Consider the following 15828-nt stretch of genomic DNA (forward strand, 5'->3'; position numbering starts at 1 on the left):
GCGTAGAGTTAATGGGGTTCAGGCTGGTCGGGATAAATAGCGATGTAGACATAGCCACAGGAGCCGAGTGTGTCAGCTTCGCAAGTCAGTCCATTGTGATATAGCGTGACGCAGTGCTGATGCAGGGGAGAGAGTTCTCCGCTGGTGAGCATCAATTCCAGTTGTTTGAGTATCAACGGAAAGGCTTGGTCGAGGCGCAATGCATCGTTGTCGCTGAAAGCACCGTTGAATCCGGCCCTGTCAGCGAGAAAATGCACCCGGTTGCCTTCCTGCACCAGACGAGCGCCAAAACAGGGTGTGATTGTGCGCTTTAGTCCCCACTGCTGGCAGGTAAGATTCTCCGGTTTGGTACCGGATTCTGAGTGATTGTTCATTATTGTTCCTGATTAAAGGGAAGGATTAATTAAGAGTGACACTTCGAAGAATTACATAGGGACCATTGCGATCCTGACGGCGCTCAGCAAAGACGGCCAGAACGCCGCGTATGTCCTGAACTTCCCGGCCAGCATAATGGCAGATACTGCCAGACCATTTATATTTGCCGGTACAGAAGCGAAACAGTCGGGAGCCAGGATGTTGCCGGTACAGAGCCATGGCCTGGCGCTTACTGATGATTTTCATATCCAGCCTCGTTCTGCAAACGACACAATGCCATCCTGACCGACAACCAGGTGATCGAGCGTTTTTACATCAACCAGTCCCAGCACCTCCTTCAGTTTGTCAGTCATCTGGCGATCTGCTTTGCTGGGCTCCGGATCGCCGGATGGATGGTTATGCGCGAGCACGACAGCAGCAGCATTGAAGCGAAGCGCTGACTTCACTACCTCACGGGGATGGACCTGCACATGATTAACTGAACCGGCAAACAGTGTTTCGCTTTCCAGTAAACAGTGTTGGTTATTGAGATACAGCACCATAAACACTTCCCGTTCTTGTCCTGCCAGCTGTAGCCGAAGCCAGTCACGGGCACCAGTGCTTGAAGTAAAGGGTATACCGGGCTGGCGCAGATATTTATCCAGCAGATTGATCGCGCGGCGAATGGTGCGTTGGGCATAGGGTGTTAATCCGGAAGTCGCTGGAAACAGGCAACCATTTGGAGCCATAACCGTCAGCGGAAAGAGTTCAGGCTGCGTTGACACTGGGAATAACGCGGTACTCATGCTCAGGTCTCCTTAGTCAATGAGATGCATAATGGTGTTGCACTCTGGATGGCTCAGCGCGAAGTCGCGTAAGCGATAATAGTGCTCAGTCATCGCATCACATTCGGTACGACAGGCGTGGTGGCTATAAGCCATCAGGCAGACCGCAATACCTGCAGCATCTCCGCTCATCTCCGCGCCGTTGCCATTCATCGGGTTGAACAACGTCCACTTCTCATCGCTCTCTGCCTCAGGAGCCATAAATGCGCCGCCGTTGGCGAGCGTCGAGAAGTTCCAGATACCGCCGTGATAATCGACACACAGCAGGACCATCCAGGCGAAAATGCGAGGTTCAAGGGTTATCCATTGTGGGATGGAGCCAAAGTGCTGCGGCCAGAAGCCGATGCGTAACTCGTCCGGGAGCACTGAAGCAGTAATTGTTGCCTGCTCAGCAAACTCAAGGTTTTGTGTATTCATTAAACTATCTCCTTATGCCGGAACGGTTGTTTAACGCCCGAAAAATTCGAGCATGTTTTCTGCCATAACCCACAGGGCGCGATTGAGCTTCACATCGCCGTCAATGCCGGTAACAGCACGGGTGCGGCTCCTTTTCCCCTGAGCGGTTCGCCCTGACAGACCCCCTTTCATCAGGTTCTCCTGCACGCGCTGGTATACGGTCCACAGGTCATCGCTGTAGTCCTCCCGGCGACGAGGGGTCAGCAACTGCGATACCGTGACCGGCTGGTGTTCCTCACCAAATCGATACTTCAGTGCGGCATTCGCCAGCGCGTGACGGGCCGGGGCTGGCAGCGCCAGCGACTGCATTGCATCGCGCTTTTCTTCCACCCGCTCAAACACACCGAGTACTTCGTAAGCCCCGTCAATCACCTTCTCAACAACATTCCCTTTATGTGGTACCCGCACTTCTCCGAATGACTGACCACAGACCAGGCCGTTAGTACAGACGCCACGAAACAGCCCCGGCAGCATCTGGTAGCTCGAGGACCCGTCATGACTGTTAAGCAAAATGATTTCCGGCACCTGATGGCCGGTCAGTTGACCGGCACGACGCAGGCGAAGCATGTGTTTGGTGTGCCCCCTCTTGCTCTGGTCGCGAACCTTTGTCTGGCAGGCAAAGAACGGCTCAAAGCCTTCACGCAGCAGGCTTTCGAGGATGGTGATGGTCGGGATGTAGGTATAACGGTCTGAGCGTGACTCATGTTTATCATTCCCGAATACGCTGGGGACATGGTTCATCAGCTCTTCATGGGTAAGCGCTCGGTCACGCCGTATCTGGTTGATACGGCCGAAGCGGCTTTCTAAACGGGTCATAGCAGGTTCCTTAAATAGACAGAAAAAGCCACTCCGGAGAGTGGCCTGGTCGGAAGATAAAATGTCCAGGGTGAAGCAGGTGGCTATGTCTCATTGTCTTGAGACGGCAGTGAAGCGGGGGACGGGGAATCCCAGATTTGACGTAAACGTACAAGGATAATAGGCAGATGCTGCCTCAAAAAACGGAGGTACTGTTCCTGGGGATACCTTCGTCGGATGAATGAGGGAAAATGCCGGTATGCTTTACTGCATACAGAAAAAGCAAATGCGTCATCCCTGAGCCTTGCCTCTGCCAGCACCGCCAGATCATGGATAACAATACGCCTGACTAATTGTTGGTATGTTTTGCCAGGGTTTTTTATCAGGGGAGGAGTGTCTTCTGGTCCCGTCTCAGGTGCACATTTGGCTTTGCCAGGTAGCGAACCCCTCAGACCAGAGTGGCGAGTTTTTTTATCAGCGTTACCAGGCACAGTGTGGTCAGGCTGGCCCCTATCGTCTGACACACGACAGACTTGCTTCGCAGAAGTGTTATTCCGGCGACGCAGAAGACTACAGGCCAGGTAAGACCGGGTGATGTGGTCAGGGGAATTTTATCATCTTGAAGGTGATTAGCTTTCATGGGAATTCCATAATGACCGGTATAGAAGAATGTCTATACCGGGTCAGGTGAGTGATTAAGGGAGATCGGCAGTCGCTATTTCTTCAGAGGTATTGGTGGTACCGCTGTAAACGCTCACGTATTCATTAACCGGATAGATAACCACAGCGTTCTTTTTCGGATTAAATGTGCACCCGTTGACACCTGTGATCGCAGCAGTTTTCCCTGTGCTGATATTTTTAACGGTGAGTCTGCTGTCAGAACAGTTGTTGCTTCGGGAAAAGTGAACCGCATATCCATCCTGTTCAGCGACAATTTCGTCAGCGGGTACTTTATTCTGAGTTTTATTGGGCACCGTCTCAGAACGGTGAGCGCTGCTGTATGGCACATACTGTGCGGAGTCGTTGCGCAGGGTGGGTGGATCATTTTTCAGGCTCAGATAGACCGGGCAGTCAGATGCACCCACCCCACAGCTTTTGTCGAATATTGTGCGTGACGGCCAGCCTTGGGTGCCAATGTAAGCTGCACCGGTTTCATCCAGACAGTAGGTTTCCTCCCATGAATAATTCTTGTTGGTGCCCGGCATATTACGGGAAGTGATAAGGCAGGTCAGGGCCTTAACGGGTTTACTGTCGTAGCGGATAAAGTTTTCTTCAAGCGGCGATGCGGCATAAAGCAAAGGCGAAATATTCGCTGCAGCGGCCATTCTTTGCGCCTCAACAGCGAAGCCTGCTTTATTGTTGAGCTTGACGCTCACTGCAGCATCGTTCATATCGCGCAGCATTTCGCCACCTTCCTCTGTCAGAAAGAACGTGTAACGTCCGTGGTGTATATTTCCGGGGATAACCACTGCAGAGCTTAAAGCGGGAAATAGCAGAGCTGAAATGACGGTGAGTCGTGAAATTAGTGCCTTCATTTTTACATCCTGAATCGTGAGTTGTGAGGTTGTCGCAATCATCGATAGCCCAGTGAGTCTTTATGACCAAGGCCTCTCATGAGCCTTAATGGGTGATACAGTCCTGCCAGCTCAGGTCATTCAACGCTTCGCGCAACCCCGCGGTTTTAAAGGTTCCCGGAAGGGGCTTATCTTTCATCGTGATCTCTATCTGCTGCTGATCATTGGTATTTTTGAGCGCAATAAAGGCCGTTTCGCCTGTAGCGTATGAGGTTCCGTTAATGCTAATACCGGTGGCTGAGGCCCGATAGTCCTTTGCAGGCACACTGTAGGAGAGGGTCATATGCTCGTCTGAGCAGGTCAGCGTCAGGCGCTCTCCGGTGGTATTATCTGTGCTAATTTCAAACTCCATTGCATTGATGTAGCCATACCAGTCACCCCACTGTTGCTCGGGAGTAACGGCCTGTGCAGCAGTCGCTGTCAGTGATGAGCAGAGAAAAAAAACTGTGCGAATGTTCAATTAAATCTTTCCTTTACTGTGTGATTTATACGGTGAAAAGCCACTTCCCTGTATGCTGGAAGCGGCCTGATCGTATGCAATCGTGGTCTGTTGGGATAATCGTTAATACAGATCGGTTATCAGAAATTGATCGTTATTATCTATTGCGAAATCGATCGATATAGTTAAATTGATAGTTGTGGGCTATCATTGTGTCAGCATCGATCGGCATGACAGATCAATAAGCCATAGAGAGGGAATCTGAATCCTTTGCCATTCGCTTAAGTGATATAGGTACGAAAATATCTGAAATATAAATTTAACTAAATTTGGATCCAAACATCCGTAATAATGAGAACTTTCACCTTCCCACATGTACCTAACTTCAGAGTGGTTATTGACTATATTATGTAATTTAATTGTTTGAAGTTAATGGTTCTTTCTTCTATAGCAAAAATATCTATTAGTTAATGTTGCATGTCTGATTGGTATTAAAATAATAAAGATGGGCTAATACTACTACAACAATAGTATTGATTATTGTTCTGTATATGAACTTAAATGTATTAATTAACTCTCTATCCTAATTGTATTGAGATGAATAACACAAGGATTAAAGTATGAGCAACGAAATGGGTTATAATCAGCATCACATTAATCGCATTCATGAAACGCTGCAGAATTCCTTACGTGAATACCCAAGGACGTTTATCCTGAATATTATCCTGAGGTTTCCTGATGCCAATTACGAAAGTTATAAAACAGATCATCAATTGATAACCCGCTTTATTGAGTCGTTAAAATCACAGATTAAATTCACACAGAAGAGAAAGATAAAACAGGGAAAGCGAGTTCATCTCAGTAGAGTTCGCTATGTATGGGCCAGAGAGTTTGGTGAAGAAAAGGGGAAGAAACATTATCATGTGGCATTGATACTGAATAACGATGCCTGGTACGCAGCTGGTACCTATTATCCGAAGCAGGGACAATACGTTCACTGCCTGGGAGTGATGATTATGGATGCATGGATCAGAGCGTTGAAACTGCACGCGCAGCAGGATTATCAAAATAAATATTATCCCCTGATAGAGTTTGTACATGAAGGTGATTTTAATCTTAATGCCAATGGAGAACATTTCGCCTGGTATTACGATACCATCATGAGAAGACTGTCCTATCTGGCTAAGCGCTTTAGCAAAGATAATTCTGATGCACATCGGAATTTTGGTTGCAGCCAGTCCTGAATTATTGAGAGGCCCAATCAAAGCAACAATCAGACACGGCTGTAGCAGCGTTGTAGCAACACAGGCGATAACACGAGGCAACATTTCTGAGCTGTAGTGCTACATCGGCAGAGTGTAGTGAAGTGAATCCGTCTCTTCCGGGTTGAACGATTTGTGAGCAAAGGAGAATGTTTCATTTGTGGGTACTTTCCAGAATGCCGCTACAGTCCGCTACAGTAGCGGTTGTAGCAGAGGTAGAGGGTATCACAATGTATTTTTCAGATGGATAAGGCTCGCGATCTCCTCCGGACCACGAGCCTGTGTATTGTTGTGTTATCCAAAATAGTGCTCAGGTATGAGGTAGCTATTCTGGCTAAGCGAGGTTCTGAGGCGAAGGCGGCTGTTTATCATCATAAAATGGCATATAGCGACCATCGTTCATGAGCCAGGTAATATAAATCGCCGGGTTCTCAGGGGATTTAACAATATAAGTGAAAACACCTGTGTTCATGATGGCATTCAGCAACGGTTCCAATCTTTCGCTGCGGCGAAATTTGTTCGGACCATATTTAATGACATCGTTCTTTTTGAACGGTAAGCCATTAGTGGATCTGAATTTATGATAGATCCACTGAGTTAGTATTTGCACGTCCTGCTGGAATTTATACTCATCCGTGAACTGATAAAACCAGGCCGCGGTATGGTTGAGATACCAGGTCATAATCGCTGATGCCTGGGAAATAACATTAAGAGAAATAATGTCCTCCTCCTGGTTGCCGACGTAATTCAGCAGCGCAGCGATACGCAACGCATTCGTACTGGCTTTCAGTACCATGGGTTTGATATATGACCAGGCGCATCCCGGCAATGTGTATGCCAGCCAGTGCTCACGCATCGTCTCCCAGTGGGCTTCAGCTTCAGGTGAAAGCTTAAGAACCTTCTTCTTACCTTCACCTGAATTAATTTTTTTAAGCTGCTGCCCGAGTAATTTACCAATAAGGTCGTGAAAGTAGATTAAAGCACTTTCATCACGGTAAGCGGTATCCGGACGATAATGGTAGCTCAACATACAGGAACTTAGCGTGTTATTCGGGGTGATATTTGAAAAGAGGAAGCGGGATAAAAAACCGCTCTCTAATGCTTTATCACCATCTTTTTTCATGTAATCGAAAAAAAGCGAAGGCTGTAACATCAAGGACACCGTCAGCGTCGGTTTAAAGCATTGGGTGGCACGCTGATGACGATTATGCTCATACACATCGCCATCCCAGGCTTTATTGTAGAACGCCAGATTATCTTTAAGACGTGCGTCAAAGAAGTTGCTGGCTTCATCAGAAATCAGACCTGCGCAGGGATAGGCATTCAGGCCAGCGATGAGCGCGGCAAGCGAGGTGTCATTGTAGACCAGCGTGGGTAGTAAGGGCTTGCGGGGTTCAATCGATGCGTGAGATTTCAGGGCTGCCTGGGCCTCGTCTGTGCACAGGTCTTTTTTAATTGTATCGCGCAGCTTACTTTCCAGTGCCTTTAAACTGGTTTTCCATACGACATAATCTTCGCGCCAGACAGCCTGGTTAACCCGATGTGATTCGGCCAACTCAGCCCTGAAAGCATCAAAGGGCTTCATTACCTGTTTGCTGACGGACGATTTGCCCGTCCCTGAATCAGCGAGCGTCAGGATGTTGAGTGAACAATGCTCCTCTATGTCCGTGTAAGGATTGAGTACATTGATATGCGAATGGCAGGCCAATGATACTGCCGCTAAAACAGCGTTCACGGCAAGTACAGTTGGTACTTTTCCACCATCCTGAAGATAGTTGATGGCGTTCTGCATTATCAATGGCAATGCATCAACGGGGAAGGGACTGGCAGAATTAACCAGTGGAAGTGCAGGGGGGAAATATGACATTTCAATTTCCTTTTTTTCAATCCAAATAACTCAGGGATGACATCACAGATGCGATTAACCCTGCCGGGTAAGGGCATGCGGTGAATGTTTTTAATGTGGTGATTCAGAATGCTCCTTCGACAGTTGCCTGTTGAAGGGAGAGGAGATCAGAGTATGGCCTGTTTGCGTTGCAATACCCATTCATCCAGCTCTGACTCAAGCCAGCCAACAGACTGTTTGCCCAGCGGATAAGGCTTCGGGAACGCCGGGTCGTGGCGCGGTGATTTGGCATTAAGCCAGTCGTAGATGGTGGAACGGGCGATCCCCAGTTTGCTGACAACTGCGGGTAAACGTAGTACTTTTACTGTTGATGTGGTCATTTTTGCATTGCCTCTGTTTGGGTTAATTTGAACAAGACAGAGACTAACCGCGAAAAAAATGCTGTGTAAGACGTAAGGTAAAGTATAAAAAAACATTAGCTCACGTATTGACATCCGGGAGGATATTTTGAGAGGAAATGATGTTAGTGCCCTATTTAATAAGTTGAAAGACGCTTATGAACTCAAGCTTGATGAATTGAAAAAAGATGGGAAAATATCGACTAAAAAATACCAAGAGGATGTTCAAAGATTTTGTGAAGAGAGAGAAAAGGAATATGATGGGGTTGAATATTTTCTGGCTGAAAGTACACAGTTGTTGAAAAGTGAATCTGCATCTGTTTGGGTTGATGCAGTTTTGCAGGGCAGGTTTGATAAGTATCTATATATATCGTTATGTTATTACCATCTGGCCTTTCTCGTGTCAGGCAGAGAGCGTATAATCGATGCGTGCAATTATATTCAAGATGCCATGTATTTTTATGGAAAATGGCATGGAAGTCGAGAACATAAGGAATGGGCAGAAAATGAAGAAAAAAAAGAAAAGGATCGTCTTGATAATGCCAAGGAGAGTATGAATGAAAAATACGTACCTATAAAAGTTGAAATAATACGACTTTTACATTCAAAAATGCCTTTGGATAAATGGGCGTCAGTGCCAAAAGCGATTGAAGGCATTCGGCGAGAATTAGTATTGTTCCTTGAGAATGAGCCGCAAAATAAGGCTTCTAATTTGGATTGCAATAACCTGGAGAGAACAATAAAAGGCTGGGTAAAGAAGGATAGCATTTTGGAGTTTGCATTTTCTGAAGCGGTTTTGAAAAAAATAAAGAGGCCATGAAACATCTAAACTTCATGTTTCTTATGTAGTGAGACATGAAATGGAGATAATCTAGAGCAGTAAGAATGTTCAGAATACTAGTATGATCTTTCTGATATTAATGCGCCAGAATGTTCTTAGGATCTGTCTCCGTGGAGTCTAACTCATTATCTCATCCCAGAGGTATGGTGTTAGTTGGTCAGAAGAGTGCGTTAATGTTTGCTTAACGCTCAAAGCAAGCATTGGCGCTGCACTTTATGGAAAGTTTGTCCAACAGTAGTGCTTTGTTGAATGCCTGGATATCAAGAGTTTGAGATTAAATCCCTTACTATCTCTTACCTAATTGGAGTCACCAAAGTGGTCTTTGCAGAAAATTCATCCTCCCAATGACTGTGCTGCCTTTTTTATTAAATTTTCCCGGCACTTATAACAAACTACGAACAAAAAAAACGATAATACTGTGCTAAGTATTTTACGAATTATTTCATTTCTTTCTGAATAAACTTGATAAGTATCCGCAAGCGTACTATATGTTCTGGATAGCAACTGTACCGAAGAGAAGTATGACACCATCGCACTATCGCATTCTTCTGATAAAGAATTTTTATTTTGAGTGATATTACGCATTATTACCCGGGTTTGTGCAACCAGCGCATCAGATAATTTATCCTCAGATGGTGCGGTAAGTCCCGAAACCAATGCCATGTAATCATTAATTGCATTTTGATTACATTCAGCAAGTTTTGGATAAATCGAGTGCAAATTATCTGCTATGTTCTTAACTAACTTTTGAGTTTCTGGGGGAAGATTTAAATACCAACTAAGATATTTTTTCTCTTCAAATGGCTTTAACATACCAATGATAATTGGTTTTTCTGCTAACCAAAAATCCAAATATCTAGATTCTGCAATGTTCAACTTTAGTGCTATTTGCGCAGCTTCTAAGAAAGTATGCTTTTTGGACATCAATTCATCCCTCATTTCAGTTCGCTGATTTTGATATTCACTTCGCAGCTTTGTGAGTAATCGGGTATGTTCAATAACGATATTTTCATAATATCCTGGCGGCGTTTCTGGAATTCTCTTCAAACTCAACCATCCTAAATTGATCAGTCCGATGCTAACCATGAGTAGTACCGCAATAATTTCATATTTATTTTTATTTATATTGTGAAGGAAGGTCATTGAATAATTCCATTGTTGATTTCATTTATATATGAGATAGCTTACTATTATTTTTGAATTAGCCTTCAACCAGCCCTTATTCAAATCGTTGTTCCCGTTCACTATCTTCCCGTTGTTCACGCTCTTTTTGGCGAACGACCCACAGACTCATTTTTTCACAAACTATTTTAACAGCCTCGGCGAGATCTGGACGTTCATGTTTACTTAGCGCACCGATGGCGCTTGCTCTAGCTTGCATTAAGTTGGCCAAGCTACCAGTCCAGGATGATGGAGTGATCCGCTCAGCAAAAGACTCCAGCACAGTTAATGGCTCAGGAGAGGCCTCTAACAGTTCTATAGCAGCTTCGTGTAGGGTTAGTACATTCTGTTCATCATCCTTTGACCAGAGAGTTACACCAGCCGCAATGGCAGCCCAAACGCTGGGATCATTTCTGGCACGGCACCATTCAATCAAGACGCTAGTACTTACATCAGCAAGAGGAGAACGGCGTAAACCGCCACGTCGAATAAAGAACTGTCTTCTCTGCTGCTGTTCCTCGGTGCATTCAAAAATGCAATTGAGAAATGATTCAGGCATTAACGCAACAGTTGTTGCTATAGTCTTCTCGAATCCCAAAAAATATCCATAGTGTTCATCAATGACATTGAAAATTGCGTCCAACCACTCAATTTTTTTGGCCTCATTACCATCGAAACGCAATGCGGCATCGATAACTCGTTCCATGTAAAAATCAATTGTCCCTCTTTGGCCTCTGTCGCTGTTTTTAACCCGCTGGATTGCAGCAGCAAGACCAATCAACCGAAAGTCTGCGCCAAGCATATCTGTCGATTTGTCTTTACCATGCAGTCTCATGGAGAGCGCATGCAAAATGACATTATCTCCGCTTGCTTTACTCAGGAGTTGCTCAGCAAGCTCGAGAAGACGAATTCTCGGCAAATTGGCGTATTGTTCTCGCCATAAAATCGACTCATACATGAAAGGGCGAATGTCTGGATCTTCCAAATGCTTCATGCAGCGATCCAAATCATTTACTGTAAATTTCCCCCAAGGATGCAAGCCAACCAATACCTGTCGAAGTTCAGGATGCTGCGCACATTGGTCGAGAAACTTCTGTGCTAATGATGGATCGACAGAGTCAACTTCTTCGATGAATCCCCCAATAACTCCAAAGTCTTTGTTAGCATCTGGCTGTTTTTCAATTTGTTCAACAAGTCGCTGCCAGCCAATACTTAGATCATGTGCCCCTCGAGCAAGTCCTCGACCAAAGACAGCGCGATAAGGCATTCCACCGATGGAGAACAGATCTGCTCCTAACTCCTCAAGAACATGATTTGATAAGGCAAAGTCCTGTCCCAATTGAAGTGCTTTAGCTTCAAGTCGTTTTCCGGCTGCGGTATATTTATCGGAGTCCTCATGATCAAAATCCGCATCCAGTGCCCAATAATCATCATTTATACTCAACACGTATGTCTTTATTGTTGGAATTAACGCAATGGGCTCCAACTCCTTCTCTAAGGCAGCAAGACTATCCGGCAACTGCTCAACATCATCTCCATCGCTACGCTTGGTATAGTCATAATAGACCGTTGAACGAACGGCTTTCCAACCTTCCCCCCAAGGACTTAAAGCATTTAATGTACGGGCAGCATCGACGAGTTTGTCTCGCATTGCTTCTTGAAACCAAATTCCCCTGAATTTGTCAGCTAGGATTGATCTTGCAGGCCTTTCAAGCTCAGGAGCTCCGGATGCCGCTAAATGGATAATTACGTCAATAAAGGCGCTGCGCCATTCGACAAGTTCATCATAGTTGGGTTCGTATCCATAGTCTCTTGGTCGAGCTCCAAACTCACCAACCCCAAACCCTGACCACGGTGGGCCATCCAGGGCGGTTGACAGCATCTTGAAGGCCAAAGATCTACGCGTAATAATGTTTGATGCAATGCATTCGTTCATTAAAGCAATACGCTGGCTTAGTGATGCATGAGTACCAGACAGATACGCCTGGAAAAACCTTGGGACCATGTTTCGAGCAGAGTCCAGGTCATTATTATCGGCTTCGTCCTCTGCCATTTGAATAAGAAGCCTGGCGCATCGTTCAAAGGCGTTCGGTTCGTATGCCATCATTTGTAAAAGACGCAGAATACTACGTCGCTGCGGATTGTAGCCCGGTTCCATACCTTTGAAATCAGATGATGAGAGTACGGCCTCAATTCTGTTGAGCAATGCTTCAGGTGCAACCGGTCCGATATACCCAAGTATTCGTAACGAAATATCATTTAACTCGGCTATTCTTCCTAGCATTCCTTCAGGCTGAAGCCAGGCTTCTACAATTTCTTTCGCAACAAGATGGTCATGCAACAACCCCAAGCGATGCGAAAAAGACATTAATAAACGCCCACAACCCGGAGCTTCAAAAGTCGCCCTAAGTTGATCGACGGGAATACTGTCGAGTGCGGATGCTGCCAATCTGTTAGCAATGGCATGAGGTAAGATAGCTCTCCAGTGAGATCTTTTCTGAACGATATGACGTTCCATCAGCTTCGTAACGGCTTTAAATAACTGGGTTCTGGAATACCCAAAGAGCGCCCCTAATATTTCCAGTTCGTCGGTAGCAGCATCTGTACTAGATACCGAGAATGAATATACCAGTGACAATATTTCAGCTTGCTCCCGTAAATTACCATCAGGATGATTACGCTGTTCAAACAAGCGATTAAACAACTGCGCATCAGAAAGTAGAGCCAAACTCTCGCCTTCCTCCCCTCTCTCAGCTATAGCTAAAGCAACTCTTGCATTCCCATCTGCAAACTCAGCAATACGACGGGCATTATTCTGACCAATAGAAGGGAAGCGACGGATAAGAAGTTGCTCTGCCACCTCTGGACCATCTGTCTCAATATGGATGACCTCGGTTGTCTGTGGTTTGTCATCCCTAATGTCGTACTCGATTGTGATGAGGCTTACTTCTTTTCCTGTGGCTGATACCTTGCTGGCAAGCGAAGCATGGAGTTCTGATGGACAATTATCAAGGATCATAATTGCTCGTCGGTCCTCAGCGATAAGCTTATCAAGCATTGCTGTAGCCGACGGTACTGGCTCAGAGCCAGTATCAACATAAATAGCTACTGTCCGGTCAAGCGCATCTGTTCCAACAGTTTCATCAAAGAGCGCCTGAACGATCCGAGTTTTCCCGACACCAGACAATCCTGTAATACGAACTGCCTTATTCGTCGAACGAATAAGGGCTCGCATTGGGCTAATTGCTTCATCAATTTTAAGTTTTTGCCCCTTTCCCGACGGTAAAGTAATGGTTACACCTGGGGCTGAGATTAAAGTGTCTGTAACACCTTGGGGTGGATTGCTCCAGGCTCCATAGGGTTGCCAACCGGAATACCCTTGCCCAAGCTTCCCTTTTACCCACAGCATGACTGATGAATGTTGGCGTAGCCATTGAATGAGTTTGGAACGGTCGTAGAAATCGAGATGAAGATTGCTTTTGTTAGGATCATCTTTTACTGCATCCCTCATCGCTTTGAGACGATCCGCCTTTCCTGACGGCGAGCAATCATCACCCAGGCTGACAATGATGTAGCTACCTTGCTTTCTGGCTTGTTCAGAGATTATGGGTGAAAGCGCGTTGCCGGTGCCCATTTCCTTCTCAATTGTAGCCTTTGGCATTTTATGTTTCTTTGCCTGAAAGACCGTATTAGGCCTTATAAGAAAGCCTGGTTTCAGTTGATCAACTGGAACCTGAACATGGATATCAATTCCTCCGTCAGGGGCTGTAATTGAGCCAGACCAATTTACACATGCAGGGCTATGACCATGTATTGCCACTTCAGCTTCTGCTAGACGAGCTATCAGCTCTTCTAGCTGAGTATCGGAGAGCCGAAGTAATTCATCCTTTTCAATGTCAAAGATTGCCACGCATTCACCTTAGTAAAAATTTTTTGCCCTGGTTCTTACACTATGTATACATATTCATGCGCCCCGAACTCTTAAGAGCAAGCAAGCGCTGTTTAAGTTTTTTTGCTTTGCCAGGATGGAATCTGGCTAATAAATGAACTAGTCCCAATGTTTGTGCATAAGGGCCCTTATCGAACTCGAGAATTTCGCCCCTAAGAATGGCTTGCTCCAAATGATGGACTGCCGATCGTATCTGACTTTGCTTGGCGGAAGAGAGACCAGGTTTTGAATTCACCGAAAGCTTGGTAACTTCCATCCGTTGCCCAGATGTTCTGATTTCATGTTTAGCTCGTTTAGGCTGGTAACCGTGCCTGGAAAGCATGCCATAAATCGAGGCTATCACATTCGTTTTAGTTGGTTTATCAAGAAAGTTTACTGACGAGACGGCGATATCATCAACGTATCGGGAATAAATTATTCCTCTTGCTCGTAAACTGGCTTGCAGTGCCGGTTCATGTTTCCAAAACGCCAAGTTAGCCAGAAATGAACTAGTGATGGCACCCTGAGGTAGCTCCCCTTGTCGGGTCGTCAGCTTGGTTAAACATTCAGCTACTTCATTATCGAAGCCAAAGAAATGTTGCCATATGTTATGCACTATTGTGTCTGAAGTTGACGGGAAAAAACGCGTGATATCTTCATTAATAACAATCGTAGAACCAGCGTGTAAAGTTGCATTGGTTTTATAATCACAACCTTTCAGACTACCTGTCAAATATGCTGGATAAACAACGTAATCAAGAATATTGCGCCTGATATTGCGTTGTACTTTTTTTAGAGGTGCATATGCATCCCAAGTCTGGCGCGTACTTCCGTCAGGCTTAGTGATCGTGCTGGCGAGACGGTACATATGGTCCGCACGATTGGCTAGATTAAGTAGTTCGATATGAGAGATGTTCAGCGCTTTTGATAGCGCTGTCATACTGCTGATGCGTCGTTTGCTATAGAAGGGGGAGTCAGACGGAATGTGAATCATTAAGCAGCTCCAACGCAGTACGCGCAAGTTCTCCCTGGAGTCCTTTATCAATACCGTTAAGATCACCGGCCTCTGCTGCAATAAAGAAAATAATGCTGACAGGAATGTTGAGAGCAGAAGCAATGCTGTTAAGGGTTGAAAGCGTCGGATCTCGCTTATTGTTTTCGAGCATTGAAAGATAAGAAACAGAACATTCTGCCTTCAGAGCTAAATCCGTCTGTGATATTCCCCTTCTGGTTCGGCATAACTTGATAGCCTGTCCGATATTCATAATTAACTCCGCAAATAAATATTGGGCCTGCTGCGTCTTGGCTCTGTTGCATTATTTCATCCAATCATCAATGTTTGTGATCAAACGAACTACAACGTCAATAATACGCAGTGCCCGGAAGACGATATCGTCAAACCGGAACCCGCTTCTTACCGGGCTGTCAAGATGTATGCGTAACTGACGCAATACATCTTCCAGCTCTGCCAGAGCGCCAGCATCGAGTTGGCTGCAGTGAGCATCGCGCAGCTTTTCAAGCGTTGCGATGGTGTTCTTTAAAGTATCGTGATTCATGTTGCTCTCCTTTGAATCGGCAAAACGCCGAAGCCCCGTAACAAGGCGATGGCCGAAAGGAGCCAACCCGATGCGCAAGCCCAACACCAGTCTTCGCGACGATGAAGCCCCGTTAATTCCGATAGTGCAGTTGCCTAGTAGTCGCGTATCGCGACTGGCTACAAATCACCATCATGACGAACGTGCTTCAGACTGACCGATGACGCTAGTCTGCCCGTCAAAATCTCCAACACCGGATGAAGGAGCGGCCTGATAAGCAGGCAATTACGCTAGACCTTCGCTGTTACGATGAGAACAATCATTTTAAAGAACACAGCTCAGGCGGAACGCCTGACCTGTGATAAGTAAAGCATTCCTTTCGGTATTTGGCAAT

Annotated in this window: 16 protein-coding genes; 2 read left to right on the plus strand and 14 right to left on the minus strand. The window is 45.8% G+C overall.

All coding sequences use genetic code 11. From position 1 onward, the window contains the following. Positions 1 to 8: 8 nt before the first annotated feature. The 7 genes from C8D90_RS15370 to C8D90_RS15405 form a co-directional block, all read right to left on the minus strand. On the minus strand, positions 9 to 374 hold the full coding sequence (locus C8D90_RS15370; RefSeq protein ID WP_115459348.1) for a type IV toxin-antitoxin system YeeU family antitoxin: 366 nt from the start codon (positions 372 to 374) through the stop codon (positions 9 to 11). A 25-nt stretch (positions 375 to 399) separates the two neighbouring features. Further along, positions 400 to 621 carry a DUF987 domain-containing protein gene (locus C8D90_RS15375; RefSeq protein ID WP_032680445.1) on the minus strand — a complete coding sequence of 74 codons (222 nt, stop codon included), beginning with the start codon at positions 619 to 621 and terminating at the stop codon, positions 400 to 402. Further along, positions 618 to 1160, minus strand: a complete 543-nt coding sequence (gene radC, locus C8D90_RS15380; protein ID WP_115459349.1) for a RadC family protein — start codon at positions 1158 to 1160, stop codon at positions 618 to 620. The genes C8D90_RS15375 and radC overlap by 4 nt, the downstream gene beginning before the upstream one ends. A 12-nt stretch (positions 1161 to 1172) precedes the next feature. After that, positions 1173 to 1616 carry an antirestriction protein gene (locus C8D90_RS15385; protein ID WP_115459350.1) on the minus strand — a complete coding sequence of 148 codons (444 nt, stop codon included), beginning with the start codon at positions 1614 to 1616 and terminating at the stop codon, positions 1173 to 1175. A gap of 30 nt (positions 1617 to 1646) precedes the next feature. Beyond that, on the minus strand, positions 1647 to 2471 hold the full coding sequence (locus tag C8D90_RS15390; protein ID WP_115459351.1) for a DUF932 domain-containing protein: 825 nt from the start codon (positions 2469 to 2471) through the stop codon (positions 1647 to 1649). Between the two features lie 674 nt (positions 2472 to 3145). After that, entirely contained in the window at positions 3146 to 4027 is an 882-nt protein-coding gene (locus C8D90_RS15400) for a hypothetical protein (protein ID WP_147291375.1), read from the minus strand. A gap of 43 nt (positions 4028 to 4070) precedes the next feature. Then, positions 4071 to 4484 carry a hypothetical protein gene (locus C8D90_RS15405; protein WP_115459354.1) on the minus strand — a complete coding sequence of 138 codons (414 nt, stop codon included), beginning with the start codon at positions 4482 to 4484 and terminating at the stop codon, positions 4071 to 4073. A gap of 599 nt (positions 4485 to 5083) precedes the next feature. Here C8D90_RS15405 and C8D90_RS15410 point away from each other — a divergent pair. Beyond that, complete coding sequence (locus C8D90_RS15410; RefSeq protein ID WP_115459355.1) at positions 5084 to 5707, plus strand: inovirus Gp2 family protein; 624 nt, start codon at positions 5084 to 5086, stop codon at positions 5705 to 5707. A gap of 352 nt (positions 5708 to 6059) precedes the next feature. Here C8D90_RS15410 and C8D90_RS15415 read toward each other — a convergent pair whose 3' ends face one another. Further along, positions 6060 to 7592, minus strand: a complete 1533-nt coding sequence (locus C8D90_RS15415; protein WP_115459356.1) for a YfjI family protein — start codon at positions 7590 to 7592, stop codon at positions 6060 to 6062. Positions 7593 to 7738: 146 nt separating this feature from the next. Further along, positions 7739 to 7951: a helix-turn-helix transcriptional regulator gene (locus C8D90_RS15420; protein WP_115459357.1), complete on the minus strand. Its 213-nt coding sequence runs from the start codon at positions 7949 to 7951 to the stop codon at positions 7739 to 7741. A gap of 127 nt (positions 7952 to 8078) precedes the next feature. On the opposite strand from C8D90_RS15420, the gene C8D90_RS15425 reads away from it, so the two are divergent. After that, a complete protein-coding gene (locus C8D90_RS15425; protein ID WP_115459358.1) occupies positions 8079 to 8789 on the plus strand; it encodes a hypothetical protein in 711 nt (236 codons plus the stop codon). Between the two features lie 354 nt (positions 8790 to 9143). Here C8D90_RS15425 and C8D90_RS15430 read toward each other — a convergent pair whose 3' ends face one another. The 5 genes from C8D90_RS15430 to C8D90_RS15450 form a co-directional block, all read right to left on the minus strand. Beyond that, positions 9144 to 9953, minus strand: coding sequence for a hypothetical protein (locus C8D90_RS15430; protein WP_115459359.1), 810 nt, complete (start codon positions 9951 to 9953; stop codon positions 9144 to 9146). Between the two features lie 76 nt (positions 9954 to 10029). Then, positions 10030 to 13881 carry a P-loop NTPase family protein gene (locus tag C8D90_RS15435; protein ID WP_115459360.1) on the minus strand — a complete coding sequence of 1284 codons (3852 nt, stop codon included), beginning with the start codon at positions 13879 to 13881 and terminating at the stop codon, positions 10030 to 10032. 40 nt (positions 13882 to 13921) lie between these two features. Continuing rightward, a complete protein-coding gene (locus C8D90_RS15440) occupies positions 13922 to 14893 on the minus strand; it encodes a reverse transcriptase family protein (RefSeq protein ID WP_115459361.1) in 972 nt (323 codons plus the stop codon). After that, a complete protein-coding gene (locus tag C8D90_RS15445) occupies positions 14874 to 15164 on the minus strand; it encodes a helix-turn-helix domain-containing protein (protein ID WP_115459362.1) in 291 nt (96 codons plus the stop codon). Before C8D90_RS15445 ends, C8D90_RS15440 begins: the two co-directional genes overlap by 20 nt. 51 nt (positions 15165 to 15215) lie before the next feature. Then, positions 15216 to 15455 carry a hypothetical protein gene (locus C8D90_RS15450; RefSeq protein ID WP_055317743.1) on the minus strand — a complete coding sequence of 80 codons (240 nt, stop codon included), beginning with the start codon at positions 15453 to 15455 and terminating at the stop codon, positions 15216 to 15218. Positions 15456 to 15828 lie beyond the last annotated feature (373 nt).

It is taken from the genome of Enterobacillus tribolii, from assembly GCF_003363015.1.
In the GTDB taxonomy this organism is placed as follows: domain Bacteria; phylum Pseudomonadota; class Gammaproteobacteria; order Enterobacterales; family Enterobacteriaceae; genus Enterobacillus; species Enterobacillus tribolii.